This window comes from Ruegeria sp. CL5 (assembly GCF_056536485.1).
Genome location: NZ_JBQFPS010000013.1, coordinates 63,171 through 75,776, shown reverse-complemented (window position 1 = coordinate 75,776; position 12,606 = coordinate 63,171). Strand labels below are relative to the sequence as shown.

General features: G+C 59.4%; 20 protein-coding genes. 15 read left to right on the top strand and 5 right to left on the bottom strand.

Annotated elements, in window-relative coordinates:
• Positions 1-50: 50 nt before the first annotated feature.
• The gene (locus tag ACR0IU_RS19115; RefSeq protein WP_010437612.1) at positions 51-383 is read left to right on the top strand and encodes an ArsR/SmtB family transcription factor; all 333 of its coding nucleotides are present in this window, start codon (positions 51-53) and stop codon (positions 381-383) included.
• A gap of 3 nt (positions 384-386) precedes the next feature.
• On the opposite strand, the gene ACR0IU_RS19110 is transcribed toward ACR0IU_RS19115, so the two are convergent.
• The 4 genes from ACR0IU_RS19110 to ACR0IU_RS19095 all read right to left on the bottom strand — a co-directional run bounded on the left by ACR0IU_RS19110 (position 387) and on the right by ACR0IU_RS19095 (position 3,019).
• The gene (locus ACR0IU_RS19110) at positions 387-800 is read right to left on the bottom strand and encodes a universal stress protein (RefSeq protein WP_480717348.1); all 414 of its coding nucleotides are present in this window, start codon (positions 798-800) and stop codon (positions 387-389) included.
• An 84-nt stretch (positions 801-884) separates the two neighbouring features.
• The gene (locus ACR0IU_RS19105; protein WP_170475771.1) at positions 885-1,163 is read right to left on the bottom strand and encodes a hypothetical protein; all 279 of its coding nucleotides are present in this window, start codon (positions 1,161-1,163) and stop codon (positions 885-887) included.
• A 69-nt stretch (positions 1,164-1,232) separates the two neighbouring features.
• Entirely contained in the window at positions 1,233-2,144 is a 912-nt protein-coding gene (locus tag ACR0IU_RS19100) for a DMT family transporter (protein WP_480717347.1), read from the bottom strand.
• Positions 2,141-3,019 carry a LysR family transcriptional regulator gene (locus ACR0IU_RS19095; RefSeq protein ID WP_260024630.1) on the bottom strand — a complete coding sequence of 293 codons (879 nt, stop codon included), beginning with the start codon at positions 3,017-3,019 and terminating at the stop codon, positions 2,141-2,143. The genes ACR0IU_RS19100 and ACR0IU_RS19095 overlap by 4 nt, the downstream gene beginning before the upstream one ends.
• 119 nt (positions 3,020-3,138) lie before the next feature.
• Between ACR0IU_RS19095 and ACR0IU_RS19090 the strand changes: the two genes are divergently transcribed.
• The gene (locus ACR0IU_RS19090) at positions 3,139-3,720 is read left to right on the top strand and encodes an NAD(P)H-dependent oxidoreductase (RefSeq protein ID WP_170542998.1); all 582 of its coding nucleotides are present in this window, start codon (positions 3,139-3,141) and stop codon (positions 3,718-3,720) included.
• Positions 3,721-3,784: 64 nt separating this feature from the next.
• The gene (locus ACR0IU_RS19085) at positions 3,785-4,525 is read left to right on the top strand and encodes an aspartate/glutamate racemase family protein (protein WP_480717346.1); all 741 of its coding nucleotides are present in this window, start codon (positions 3,785-3,787) and stop codon (positions 4,523-4,525) included.
• On the opposite strand, the gene ACR0IU_RS19080 is transcribed toward ACR0IU_RS19085, so the two are convergent.
• A complete protein-coding gene (locus ACR0IU_RS19080) occupies positions 4,526-5,056 on the bottom strand; it encodes a prolyl-tRNA synthetase associated domain-containing protein (RefSeq protein WP_480717345.1) in 531 nt (176 codons plus the stop codon). It lies immediately after the preceding gene.
• 89 nt (positions 5,057-5,145) lie between these two features.
• Here ACR0IU_RS19080 and ACR0IU_RS19075 point away from each other — a divergent pair, with 89 nt between their 5' ends.
• The 12 genes from ACR0IU_RS19075 to trmD all read left to right on the top strand — a co-directional run bounded on the left by ACR0IU_RS19075 (position 5,146) and on the right by trmD (position 12,604).
• Positions 5,146-5,664, top strand: coding sequence for a hypothetical protein (locus tag ACR0IU_RS19075; protein ID WP_480717344.1), 519 nt, complete (start codon positions 5,146-5,148; stop codon positions 5,662-5,664).
• A 160-nt stretch (positions 5,665-5,824) separates the two neighbouring features.
• Entirely contained in the window at positions 5,825-7,333 is a 1,509-nt protein-coding gene (ffh, locus tag ACR0IU_RS19070) for a signal recognition particle protein (RefSeq protein WP_480717343.1), read from the top strand.
• A complete protein-coding gene (locus ACR0IU_RS19065) occupies positions 7,330-7,887 on the top strand; it encodes a GNAT family N-acetyltransferase (protein WP_480717342.1) in 558 nt (185 codons plus the stop codon). The genes ffh and ACR0IU_RS19065 overlap by 4 nt, the downstream gene beginning before the upstream one ends.
• Complete coding sequence (locus ACR0IU_RS19060; protein WP_170475753.1) at positions 7,884-8,435, top strand: GNAT family N-acetyltransferase; 552 nt, start codon at positions 7,884-7,886, stop codon at positions 8,433-8,435. The genes ACR0IU_RS19065 and ACR0IU_RS19060 overlap by 4 nt, the downstream gene beginning before the upstream one ends.
• Positions 8,432-8,971 (top strand): GNAT family N-acetyltransferase, encoded by a 540-nt coding sequence (locus ACR0IU_RS19055; RefSeq protein WP_480717341.1) that lies wholly within the window; start codon positions 8,432-8,434, stop codon positions 8,969-8,971. Before ACR0IU_RS19060 ends, ACR0IU_RS19055 begins: the two co-directional genes overlap by 4 nt.
• Complete coding sequence (locus ACR0IU_RS19050) at positions 8,968-9,264, top strand: chorismate mutase (RefSeq protein ID WP_170392662.1); 297 nt, start codon at positions 8,968-8,970, stop codon at positions 9,262-9,264. The genes ACR0IU_RS19055 and ACR0IU_RS19050 overlap by 4 nt, the downstream gene beginning before the upstream one ends.
• Positions 9,265-9,306: 42 nt before the next feature.
• Complete coding sequence (gene rpsP, locus ACR0IU_RS19045; RefSeq protein ID WP_171724826.1) at positions 9,307-9,696, top strand: 30S ribosomal protein S16; 390 nt, start codon at positions 9,307-9,309, stop codon at positions 9,694-9,696.
• 12 nt (positions 9,697-9,708) lie between these two features.
• A complete protein-coding gene (gene bluB, locus ACR0IU_RS19040) occupies positions 9,709-10,344 on the top strand; it encodes a 5,6-dimethylbenzimidazole synthase (RefSeq protein WP_480717340.1) in 636 nt (211 codons plus the stop codon).
• A 2-nt stretch (positions 10,345-10,346) separates the two neighbouring features.
• Positions 10,347-10,493: a hypothetical protein gene (locus tag ACR0IU_RS19035; RefSeq protein ID WP_170425123.1), complete on the top strand. Its 147-nt coding sequence runs from the start codon at positions 10,347-10,349 to the stop codon at positions 10,491-10,493.
• Positions 10,486-10,989 carry a ribosome maturation factor RimM gene (rimM, locus tag ACR0IU_RS19030; RefSeq protein WP_480717339.1) on the top strand — a complete coding sequence of 168 codons (504 nt, stop codon included), beginning with the start codon at positions 10,486-10,488 and terminating at the stop codon, positions 10,987-10,989. Before ACR0IU_RS19035 ends, rimM begins: the two co-directional genes overlap by 8 nt.
• The gene (locus ACR0IU_RS19025; RefSeq protein WP_480717338.1) at positions 10,989-11,804 is read left to right on the top strand and encodes a hypothetical protein; all 816 of its coding nucleotides are present in this window, start codon (positions 10,989-10,991) and stop codon (positions 11,802-11,804) included. Before rimM ends, ACR0IU_RS19025 begins: the two co-directional genes overlap by 1 nt.
• The gene (gene trmD / locus ACR0IU_RS19020; RefSeq protein ID WP_480717337.1) at positions 11,801-12,604 is read left to right on the top strand and encodes a tRNA (guanosine(37)-N1)-methyltransferase TrmD; all 804 of its coding nucleotides are present in this window, start codon (positions 11,801-11,803) and stop codon (positions 12,602-12,604) included. Before ACR0IU_RS19025 ends, trmD begins: the two co-directional genes overlap by 4 nt.
• Positions 12,605-12,606 lie beyond the last annotated feature (2 nt).

Genomic DNA, 12,606 nt, shown 5'->3' with positions numbered 1-12,606 from the left:
TCGTTGCAGCGAAAATTGTCAAACCGGTTCTTGCGCTTTAGGAATGAGCCATGTCCAACGACCTCGACACTGTTTTTGCGGCCCTCGGCGACCCAACCCGCCGCACCATCCTTGCGATGCTGCTGGAGGACGATATGGCCGTCACCGACGTGGCTGAACCGTTCGACATGTCATTGGCTGCGATCTCGAAACACTTGGTGATCCTGACCAAGGCCGGGCTGATTTCTCAGGAAAAACGAGGGCGGGTTAAGTGGTGCAAGCTAGAGCCTGACGCCCTGCGTGCGGCGTCGGTCTGGATGCAGGGTTTCGGACAGTTCGAACCGGTCAATCTGGATGCGTTCGAGCGGTTCCTCGAGGTCGAACTGCCCTCGGACGAGGCCTGAGTTTCAACGCACCACAAAAACTGACATGCTGGCGTGTTTGGCCAAATAACCCGCATGACTGGAAAAGATATAGTCTGTAATCCTTGGGGCGTGAGTTCCTACCACAATCAGATCAGCACCAATATCTTCTGCCGCGCGGGTCAGATCGCCATCGACTTCGGCAGCGACATCGACCGAGTGTATGTTGCGTGTAGCAACCGGAGCGCCGCTTTGTTCTGCAATCTCACTAGCACAGTCCTTCAGCTTTTGCTCAATTGCGTCTTTCGACAGATTAGCATCCCCGAGCTGGGTGCCCGTGACACTTACGACGGTCACTTTGGCGGCTTGCCAACTGGCCAATTGTGCAGTAACTTCAGTCGCCTTCTTGACCTCGGGTGGCAGGTGCAGGTCGAGTGGGACCATAATATGTTTGAACATTGCGTCTTCCTCCTCGCCAAAAAGCATAGAGAAATTCGCATATAACCACTTTGACCTGCCTCAAAGGCACTGGGAGCTGTTAGCCTAACCTTCTCGGCTGTATTCGACCCCGGTCACGACGCCGGTCGCATCGGCCCGGCAAAGCCATGGCGCCTCTGCCCCTGCCACGAAAACACTGGTGACCGAGCCAGTCGGTCCGGATTGCGTCGAGATTGCTTTGACACCACTTGGCCCGGTCCCGGTTTCAGCACCTACCAGAGCCTCGCAGCTTGCCTGCAGGTCAGCCTGCGCGGCGTCGTTCGCTCCTCCGGTTGCACAAGCGGACAAGGCAAACAGCACAGGAACAAGGAGGGTTGATTTCATAGCGAAACTCCGCACTCAAATAGCTCTTAGTACCGGCCAACTTGCCAGACCCGATTCAGAAGGCAAGATTCAATCCATTGTCAGAACAGGTTTGGAAGAAGTGTCTTCTCCCTTCAGCAGCATCAGCAACGCAACGGCTGTCAAAGCCGCTCCGACCAATACCAAGGCCGTTGGTGCAGGGCGCCCGAGCCCGATCTCCCACAAGATGACCCAGCTGGGAATCAGATACGTATAAGCCATGACCTTGGCTGCAGGCAGACACAGCGCCGCAAACTGAACAAGTACAAAGCTGGCCGCCGTCGCGAATAGCGAAATGTAGAGCAGCGTTACCCAGACAATCCTGGGTAGGTTCGCCCAATCGGTCGCGCGGATATCGGACCAGCCCCACAGCGTCAGGATAAGGCACCCGGCCACCAGTGTTCCAAAGGTAAACACTACCGCAGGCTCTCCCCGGTTCAGGCGACGCACCATCGGGGTATAGACGGCGTGGGCAGCGCATCCCCAGAAATAGATGATCTCTCCGCCTCCGATTTCGAAGGCTTGAAAGGCCTGCCAATCAGCCCGGAAGATTACCCAAAGCGCGCCGACCGCGCCAACGGTCAGGGCCAGCGCCATGCGCGCGGTAGCGATCTGACGCAGCAGCACCCAGCCAGCCAGAGCCGACATGACCGGCGTCAAGGTAAATACCGCAGCCGCACTGACCGGTGGCGCGGTTTTGAGGCCGTAGAACATCAAGACGAAATACGACCCAAACAACCCGCCCAGGACCAGATAGCGCCAGGGGGCCTGTGTTGCGCTGCGCGATATGCCTGTTGTGGCAAGGGCGGCGATGCCGATCACCACTGCCGCAATGGCAAAGCGTGCCGCAGTGATTGCCGAGGGCGCGATTTCATTCGCTGCCATTGAACCCAGCGAAAAACTGCCCGCAACCAGGGCAGAAAATGTCAGCATGGCAAGATGGCCGCGCGCTTGTGGTGTCACGGCAGCCAACCTTTGGATTGTTCTTTCAGGAAGGACAAAAACGCCTGGACTTTAGTTGTGCGGTGCAAATCCACATGGGTCACCAACCACAGCTTGCCCGACCATTCGGGCAGAGGCTCCATCACCTCAACCAGATCGGGGTCGCGCATGGCCTCCCATCGGGCCATGAAACCGATACCGGCCCCGGCCAGAACCGCCTCTCGCATACAGAAATTGTTGGTGCAGCGGAAGGTGATCGCCTGTTCCGGTGCATTGGCACGCAGCCAGCGGGAAAACGGCGCGCGGCTGTTTTCGTCGTCATTGCCGACGAAGTGGTGATTGGCGAAATCCTCGACGCTCGAAGGTTTACCGTGTCGTGCGATATAGCCTTTGCTCGCGAACAGCCCGACTTCTTGCGCGATGAAAGGCTGCACCACGTTGTCCGGCTGATCCGGTGCGGCCCCTGCGCGAATAGCCACATGCGCTTCGCCATATTCCAGTCGAAACAGGCGGTCGCCGGTCAGATAGCGCACAATCAGACCCGGATGGGCTTGCTGAAATTCGCTCAAGGTCGGCACGATCAAAGGCGCAAGCGAGGCCAGCGAGGTCACCACCAGTTCGCCCGAGACATCATCTCCGCGCCCCTTCATGCGGCCAACCAACTGGTTGAACTGATCTTCGGTCGCCTGCGCTACGCGCAACAGATCCTTACCTGCTTCGGTCGGGGTATAGCCGCGCGCATGACGCTGAAACAATTTTACGCCCAGCCGTGCCTCGATCGCGTCGATATGGCGGATCACGGTGGCGTGGTGTACGCCCAATACATCCGCCGCGCCGCTGACCGTTCCCATGCGCGCCACCTGATAGGCGGTTCTTACTTCATCCCAATTGTCCATTGCATCTGTTCCACTGTGCAAATTCTAACAATGCTTGTTGATATATCCGAGTTTTGTTCACATTCGCAACAGCCATATTGGGGCGGCAGAAGCTAATTCCACAGTTTAGGACCTCCGAAATGACCAAAACCATCCTGCACATCGACGCCTCAGCCCGCCGCACCGGTTCAGCCACCCGCGATCTGTCCGAACGCGTGGTTCGCCACCTGAACGCCGGGCGTATTATCCGCCGCGATCTCGCCTCTCCCCTGCCCCTTATCACCGAAGACTGGATCGCTGCCAATTTCACCCCCGCCGATCAGCGCGACGTTGTCCAGCAGGACGTTCTGTCGTTGTCGGACGAGCTGGTGTCGGAACTGCAAAAGGCAGACACCATTGTCATCGGCCTACCGATCTACAACTTCTCAGTTCCGGCCGCATTCAAAGCCTGGATCGATCTTGTGGCCCGCGCGGGTCTGACATTCGCCTATTCCGAGGAAGGCCCGAAAGGCCTGCTGGAAGGCAAACGCGCCATCCTCGCCGTAGCCTCGGGTGGTACCGCTGTCGGGTCCGAGATTGACTTTGCCACCACCTATGCGCGCCATGTTCTGGGCTTCATCGGCATCCATGATGTCGAGGTCATCGCCGCTGATCGCATGGCACTGGACCCCGAAACAACCCTGTCCAATGCGCAGAAAGCTGTCACTGAACTGGCGGCCTGATTGACCTGACCCCCCTGAACCGTCCAGTCTGCGCCGAGGCAATTCAGCAGACTGGGCGTTTCACATGAAGAAGATTGGAATATTGGGCGGTGTTGGCTGGGCCTCAACCGTCGACTACTACCGGGCGATTGCTGAAGGCGCGGGTCGATATTTCGCTGAACGCGGCCACGGATCGCCGCTCCCCATCCCACCCATGACCATCGAATCCGTCACCCAAGCCAAAACCCGCGCCTTGCGCGGCGTGGCAGGTGATGAGGAAAGCTGGGCCGCCTTCGACGCGGTGTTCCGAGAGGCCCTGCTGACGTTGCAAAACGCAGGCTGTGATTTCGGCATCATCGCCTCAAATACTCCCCATGCGCGTCTTCATGCGATCCGCGAGGGTGTCTCGATGCCCATTCTCAGCATTTTTGACGCAACTGCCGACGCGACCGCCTCGACCGGCGCGACCAAAGCTTTGGTCCTTGGCACGACAGTCACCATGCAGGCCCGTAACTACGCCGACCGACTGGCCGCCGAAAACATCACCGCAAACGCCCGCCTGCCCGAGCCCGAGGTTGCCGAGATGCAGGCGATGATCGACAGTGATTTCTACGGTGGCGCATCCGACACTGCTCATGCGCGCCTGCTGGCGTTCTGCAACAAGCATGCCGCACCCGGAACGGCAATCTTGCTGGCGTGTACCGAGTTGCCTCTGGCCTTCCCTGATCATCTGGACGATCCGGTGTTCGGGGCGGATGGCCACTTGTTCATCAACCCGTCTGCCGCCCATGTCGCTGCCGCTTTGAACGAAGCGCTTGAGGGGTGATCAAGGCAGCCAGGTCACCTCGCACCCGATCTTATCAAAGAACGCCATCAGATCTTCGCGCGACAAAACAACGGTTCGGTCGTTGACCAAAGGGTGCATGTTGATGACATCGGCCTGTTGTGCGGCTTCGTCCATGAAGAATTTAACGTTGTTCTCAACCCCGTTTATCATCGCCAGCGGGCTGACCGCGCCGGGGCGAATGCCCAGATTCTGAAACAGCCGATCCGCCGAGCCGAAGGATAAGTTGCCAATCCCCAACTCCGCGCCCAGCGCCTTAAGGTCGATCTCGCGGCTCTGTTCCAGCGTCACCAGATAGTTCCGCTTTTTCTTGTCGCGCAGATACAGGTTCTTAAGCCGCAGCGTGTTTTCGCCCGGCACTATGAACTGGCCCTCGACCCCTTTGGCATCCTCGACCGTGCGCAGCGGCACATGGGAATGCAGACGATAGTACAGTCCCCATTCATCCAGCTGCGCCAATAGCGCATCCGAGCTGAGCGGTAATGTATCCTGAAATGCGGATGATGCGTCCATGGAAACCTCCTCGTATGACGCGCTCATCGCTCAACAGACGGGTAAATACAAGACACGACAGGCGCTGTTTTCGGTGCTAGCGTGCCGCCATGAAAGTCACTCGCAACACTCCAAACCAGTTGATCCTGTCCAATACCCCATGGTTCATCGGCATCACGCTGGTTCTCTTCATTCTGGCCTTTGTCGGCGCGGGCGTCTTCATGGCCAGTGAAGGTGGCGAGGGTATCTTGTTCGGCATTTTCTTCGCACTATTCGGCGGGGGACTGGGGTTTGGCGCCTTCTGCGCTTTCGTCCGGCGTGTGCAGGTCATTCTGGACCGCGATAAGAACAGCATCACTATTCGCAGGCAGTCGGTCTTTGGGTACGAACAAGTGGAACACGTTCTTTCAAACCTTTCGCACGCGGAAACCGAAAGCACGACCTCACGTAGCGACAATGGCACCTCGACCCTTTATCGCCCTGTCCTGATACTGGATGAAGGCATGAGCGCCGGACGCCATCCCATTGTTGAGGCCTATTCCAGCGGGCGCGGTGCGCATCGGTTGGTGGATGCGGTCAATGACTGGCTTCCGGCACGCAAGGTTGACTCTGCCAGCCAATCGGCCTAAATCGCCGCCAACATCCGGAAGCGTTTGATCTTCCGGTCCCTTGAGTCGTTCAGGGATCGCCCCCCACCAGCGAGTTTCGCCCGTGGGGGCGTTTGTGCATTTAACCGACGCGTCCTATCTAGGGCACGCCACCAGATAACCGGCTAAGGAGGCCGAAGGCATGTTTGAAAATCTATCCGAACGCCTCTCTGGCGTCTTTGACCGGCTGACAAAACAAGGCGCTCTGTCCGAAGAAGACGTCAAAACCGCCCTGCGCGAAGTCCGCGTTGCCCTGCTTGAGGCTGACGTTTCGCTGCCGGTGGCGCGTGAGTTCGTCAAAAAGGTGCAAGAGCAAGCGACCGGTCAAGCGGTAACCAAGTCGATCACCCCCGGCCAGCAGGTCGTCAAGATCGTGCACGACGCGTTGGTCGATACACTGCGTGGCGAAGAAGACCCCGGCGCGCTGAAGATCGACAACCCGCCCGCGCCGATCCTGATGGTCGGCCTGCAAGGCTCGGGTAAGACGACCACGACCGGTAAACTGGCGAAACGCCTGAAAGAAAAAGAGGGCAAGAAGGTCCTGATGGCCTCGCTCGACGTCTATCGCCCGGCGGCGATGGATCAGTTGGCCGTTCTGGGCACGCAGGTCGGCGTCGATACGCTGCCGATCGTACCTGGCCAGAAACCGGTCGACATCGCCAAGCGCGCCAAACAGCAGGCGACGCTGGGTGGTTACGACGTCTACATGTTGGACACCGCGGGCCGTCTGCATATCGACGAAGTCCTGATGGACGAGGTCGAGCAGGTCCGCAACGCGGTTGACCCGCGCGAGACCCTGCTGGTGGTTGACGGTCTGACCGGTCAGGTCGCCGTTGAGGTAGCCGAGGAATTCGACGCTAAGGTCGGCATCTCAGGCGTGGTCTTGACCCGGATGGACGGTGATGGCCGCGGCGGTGCTGCTCTGTCGATGCGCGCGGTCACTGGCAAGCCGATCCGCTTTGTCGGTCTGGGCGAGAAGATGGACGCGCTCGAAACCTTCGAGCCGGACCGGATCGCAGGTCGTATTCTGGGCATGGGCGACATTGTTGCTCTGGTCGAAAAGGCCCAGGAAACGATGGAGATGGAACAGACCGAGCGCATGATGAAGCGCATGGTCAAAGGTCAGTTCAACATGAACGACCTGAAAATGCAGCTGGAACAGATGATCCAGATGGGCGGCATGCAGGGCATGATGGGCATGATGCCGGGCATGGGCAAGATGGCCAAGCAGATGGATCAGGCGGGCCTCGACGACAAGATCCTGCGCCAGCAGATCGCCATGATCCAGTCGATGACCAAACGCGAACGCGCGAACCCGCAACTGCTGCAGGCAAGCCGCAAGAAACGCATCGCCGCCGGTTCGGGGATGGAGGTCAGCGACCTCAACAAGCTGCTCAAGATGCACCGGCAGATGTCGGACATGATGAAGAAGATGGGCAAGATGGGCAAAGGCAAGATGCTGAAACAAGCCATGAAAGGCATGTTCGGCAAAGGTGGCCCCAGCCCCGAGGAAATGGCTGCAGGCATGGACCCCAAGGCGCTGGAGCAAGCGGCTAAAGCGATGGGCGGCAAAATGCCCGGCGGTCTGCTCGGCCTGGGTGGCGGTATGGGGCTGCCCCCGGGTCTGAGCGGGTTCGGAAAGAAAAAGTGACGTCAGCACGCTGCACCCAGCCCCCGTCCGGAAAGGCGGCGATGGCAGCAGCGCAGTATCGCGCGGCCCTGCCGGTCATTGAGACCCGGCGGCTGGTTCTGCGTGCGCCCACTCTGGACGACCTGCCGGTATGGACGTCGATCTGCAAGGACAGCTTTGGCGATACCGAGCAGGACGCCTGGACGGAGTTTTCTTACTACACATCGGGCTGGCTTTTGCATGGACATGGCCTGTTCACCGTCACGCTAAAGGACGACGATCAGGCGATTGGCTTCGTCATTCTGGGCCTCGAATGGGACGACCACGAGCCCGAGCTTGGCTATATGTTCGGAAGCACGTTCCGCATGCAAGGTTACGCGACAGAAGCGTGCAGCGCTGTTCGCGATTTTGGCTTCGATCTGCTGGGGACCGGCCGGTTCGTAAGCTATGTTTCGCAGTCCAACACACGTTCGAACGCATTGGCGCAGCGTCTGGGTGCGACTCGCGACACTGTTGCCGAAAGAGCCATTGGTCCAACACAGCATGTCTGGCGGTACGGTGAGGTGCAGGCATGAAGTTCGCTCTGCCGATCCCGACGCTCGAAACCGAGCGCTTGATCATGCGCGCACCGTCCGAGGCTGACCTGGACGCGGATACGGCGTTCTTTGCCACCGACGCCGCGCGGTTCGTCGGCGGACCTTTGCGCCGGGATGAAGTGTGGCGGGTGTTCGCCTCGCTTCTGGGCCATTGGGCCGTGCGCGGCTATGGCTATTGGAGCGTCGATGAAAAAGACACCGGTACCTACGTTGGCCGTATCGGACTGTGGTTCCCCGAAGGCTGGCCCGAGCCCGAGGTCGGCTGGACCCTGCTGAACCACGCCACCGGCAAAGGATTTGCTACCGAGGCCGCTTTGACTGCCCGATCTTATGCCTATGACGTTCTGGGGTGGGAAACCGCGATCTCTCTGATCGATCTAGACAATACCGCCAGCAAGGCCGTGGCCAAGCGGATGGGTGCTCAGTTCGAATATCACTATGAGCACCCTAAATATGGCACTTCGGAAATCTGGCGGCATCCTTCGCCAGGTGATTTGGTCAATGGCGGCGTGGAGGCATACGCATGACCACGTTTACCATCCCCACCGTCGAGACCGAACGACTGGTCCTGCGCGCGCCGCATCTGGACGATCTGCCCGCGATGTCCGAATTCTTCGCGACCGAGCGCAGCCATATGGTTGGTGGTCCCAAGGACGCGCTTGGAAGCTGGAGCTCTCTTTCGAACAGATTGGGTCATTGGGCGCTGCGCGGTTATGGCCTGTGGCACCTGACCGAAAAGGCCAGCGGCGCATTTGTCGGCTGGGCCGGTATGATCTACGTCCCCGGCTGGGCTGAACCCGAGCTGGGCTGGACGCTGATGGCCGAGGCCGAAGGCAAAGGTCTGGGCTTTGAGGCCGCAGCGGCTGCACGCGATTATGCCGCCCGGCATCAGGGTCTGAACGGTGTGATTTCCTACATCGCCCATGCCAATGATCGCTCGCGCGCGCTGGCCGAACGGCTGGGTGCAACTCTGGAGATTGAAAGAGCCGAGCTTTTGGGCAAGCACGCCCAGGTCTGGCGCCATCCGCAGATTGATTTGACCACCGAGAGGACCGGCCAATGAACAACCCCGTGACACAGGCTGCTGCACTGTTGAAGGATCACCGCGAAAGCATTGACCGGCTGGATGCGATCCTTGTCTACACGCTGGGTGAGCGGTTCAAGCACACGCAGGCTGTGGGCAAGCTCAAGGCCGCACACGACCTTCCCCCGTCCGATCCGTCGCGCGAAGCAGCGCAGATCGCACGGTTAGAAGACCTGGCGAAAGAGGCCGATCTGGACCCCGATTTCGCCAAGGCTTTTCTGAATTTCATCATTCAGGAAGTCATCCGACACCACAAGAAACATCAGAACTAACCGGCACCTACGCCGGATACGCCATTCAAAGGAGATACCACCATGGCAATGAAAATTCGTCTCGCCCGCGGCGGCTCGAAAAAACGTCCCTTCTATCGCATTGTTGCGGCTGACAGCCGTATGCCGCGCGATGGCCGTTTCATCGAGAAACTGGGCACCTACAACCCGCTGCTGCCGAAAGACAGCGAAGAGCGCGTGAAAATGAACATGGAGCGCATCCAGTACTGGCTGGATCAGGGCGCACAGCCCACCGACCGTATCGCACGCATGCTGGAAGCTGCTGGCGCACGCGACAAGGCCGAGCGCAACAACCCCAACAAGGGTACTCCGGGCAAGAAAGCTCAGGAACGCGCAGAAGAAAAAGCGGCCAAAGCTGCTGAGGCGGCTGAAGCTGCTGCTGCACCGGCTGAAGAAGCTACGGCAGAAGAATAAGCAGGCGGGCGCGTGCGGGATCAGGCTTTTACCGACGATTTTCGCACGCAGTTCGATCTGTTGATGCGGCTCCGGCGTGATGTGCGCCGGTTCCGCACTGATGCAATTGACGAGTCAGTGCTGACGCGCTGCCTCGACGCGTTTCGACTGGCCCCTTCAGTGGGGCTGAGCGAACCCTGGCGTGTGATCCGCGTCGAAACTCAGGCCGCGCGTGACGCGGCGCTGACGAATTTCCAAGCCGCAAACGAACAGGCGTTGAACGGATATTCCGGCGAAAAGGCGCAGCTGTATAGCCAATTGAAACTGACCGGGATGAAAGAAGCCCCGGTGCAGCTGGCCGTGTTTTGCGACGATGCCACCGACAAAGGCCAAGGTCTGGGCGCGGGTACTATGCCCGAGATGCGGCGCTATTCTGTGGTCTCTGCCATCACCCTGTTCTGGCTTGCCTTACGGGCAGAAGGGCTGGGGCTGGGTTGGGTCTCGATCCTCGACCCAGACCAAATGGCGCGCGATCTGGATGTGCCCGCGGACTGGCGGTTGATCGGTTATTTCTGTGTAGGCCTGCCCGAAAGTTTTTCGGATACGCCTGAATTGGAGCAGGTCGGCTGGGAAGACCGCAATGACACTTTGCCCATCGGGGTACGCTAGACATGTTCGGATTGTTACGGCTTCCCATCCTGCTGGCGATCGCCTTTATTGTGGGCGTATTCTTCGAACGCTCCAACCAGCGCGAAGCATGCGAGGTGATCGGGCAATGGCGGAACGGGCTATGTGTGACGGATGGTCGAAATGAGTGATCTGATCTGCGTGGGCAGCATTGCGGGTTCGTACGGTGTGCGCGGCGAGGTGCGGCTGAAAAGCTTCTGCGCCGTCCCCGAGGATATCGAGGGCTATTCACCGCTGACCGATGAAAGCGGCAAAGACCGCTATCCGGTGGTTCTGACCCGCGCAATCAAGAACGGCTTCGCCGCCCGGCTGGGTGGGGTTGAGACCAAGGAGGCAGCGGATGCGCTGAACGGCCTGCGCCTTTATGCGCGACGTGATCAATTGCCGTCGCTGCCGGATGATGAGTTTTACCACACCGATCTGATCGGGCTTGAGGTTTATGACACCGGAGGCACCCTTCTAGGCCGGGTGAAGTCGGTTCAGAATCATGGCGCGGCGGACCTGCTGGAACTGCATGGGCCGGGGCTGAAGGCCACTGTTCTATTGCCGTTCACGCTGGAGTCGGTGCCGACTGTTGATCTGGACAAGGGCCGCATCATTGCTGATCCGCCCGAGGGCCTGCTGTAATGCGCCGTGTGCTGCTGCATCTGGGTCTGCACAAGACCGGGACAACGGCGGCGCAGTCCTTTCTGTTCGAAAACCGGTCACTGATCTGGCCGCACCATGCGCTGGTTCTGCCCTATCGGACCCGCAAAAACGGCCTGTCCGAAGCAGCCACACGCTATTCTGTCTATGGCACACCCGGCGCGATGAGTGATTTCAAGGATCAGATGCGGCACTTTCTGAATTCGCTGGAATTCGGCCAGAAACGCGGGCTGGTCTTGAGCGAAGAAAACTTTTCGGGCCTGCGCCCCAGCCGCAATGTCGCGGTGGGATATGAAGCCGCGCCCGAGCTTGCCTCTTGTCTTGTTGGCCTGATCCGCGACCGGTTCGCGGGCGAAGATGTGCATATCACACTCTACTACTCGCTGCGGCAGCGTGGAAGCTGGCTGCGCAGCCTGTGGGCACATGATCTGCAGCGCTCGCGCCTGATCCAGGATTTTGAGACGTTTCGTGCCCGGCTTGAACCCGTGCCCTCCCCCCAGATCGCAGCTGAAGCAGTGCGTGATCGCCTGCCTTCGGTCTCGGTCCGAACCGAATGGCTGGAGGACCTGCAGGGCCTGCGCTATGGGCTTGGAAATACATTTGCCGAATTCCTTGACTTGCCCCCGGACAAGGCCGCCGAACTGGTGGGCCCGACGCGCTCGAACCCACGCCTGCCCGAGGATATCTTGCAGCAGATGTTAGAGATGAACCGATCCGAGCTGGACGACGCTGCGCTGATCGAACAAAAGGCAGCTCTGTTTCAACGCGTCCAAAATAATCTGATCGGCTCGAAATGACAGATAAACCCGGAAAGTCCCATGGCCGCAAAGCCATCCGCCCGACGCTGAAGCCGCGCGAGTTGATGACGCCAACCCCCGATCTGCACGGGGTGTGGAAGGCCAAGATCATCACCCTTTTCCCTTCGGCCTTTCCGGGAGTGCTGGGTGAAAGCCTAACTGGCAAGGCCCTGCAGGAAGGTCTGTGGCAATTGGAAACCGTCGACCTGCGCCAGTTCGGGGTTGGCAAGCATCGCAATGTGGATGACACCCCTGCAGGTGGCGGTGCGGGCATGGTCCTGCGTGCCGATGTGCTGGGCAATGCCATCGAACACACAATGGCAGGCATCCGGGGCAACTGGCCACTGATCTACCTAAGCCCACGCGGGCGACGGATGGACCAGCAGATGATGCAGAATCTGGCGCGCTGCGATGGCATGACCCTGCTGTGCGGGCGGTTCGAAGGCGTCGATGAGCGGGTGCTTGAGCATTACGGCGTGCAAGAAGTTTCCTTGGGCGATTTCGTCATGACCGGAGGCGAGATCGCGGCGCAAGCCCTGATCGACGCTACGGTGAGGCTGATCCCTGGCGTTCTGGGTAATCAGGCTTCGGCTGAGGAGGAAAGCTTCTCCTCCGGCCTGTTGGAGCATCCGCAATACACCCGCCCTGCCGACTGGAAAGGCCGTCCGATCCCGGACATTCTGATGTCGGGCCACCACGGTCGCATCGCGGACTGGCGTCATGAGATGTCGGAAGAGATCACCCGCGAACGGCGGCCCGATCTTTGGGACGCATATCAGAAATCCAAGGACAACGACTAAGA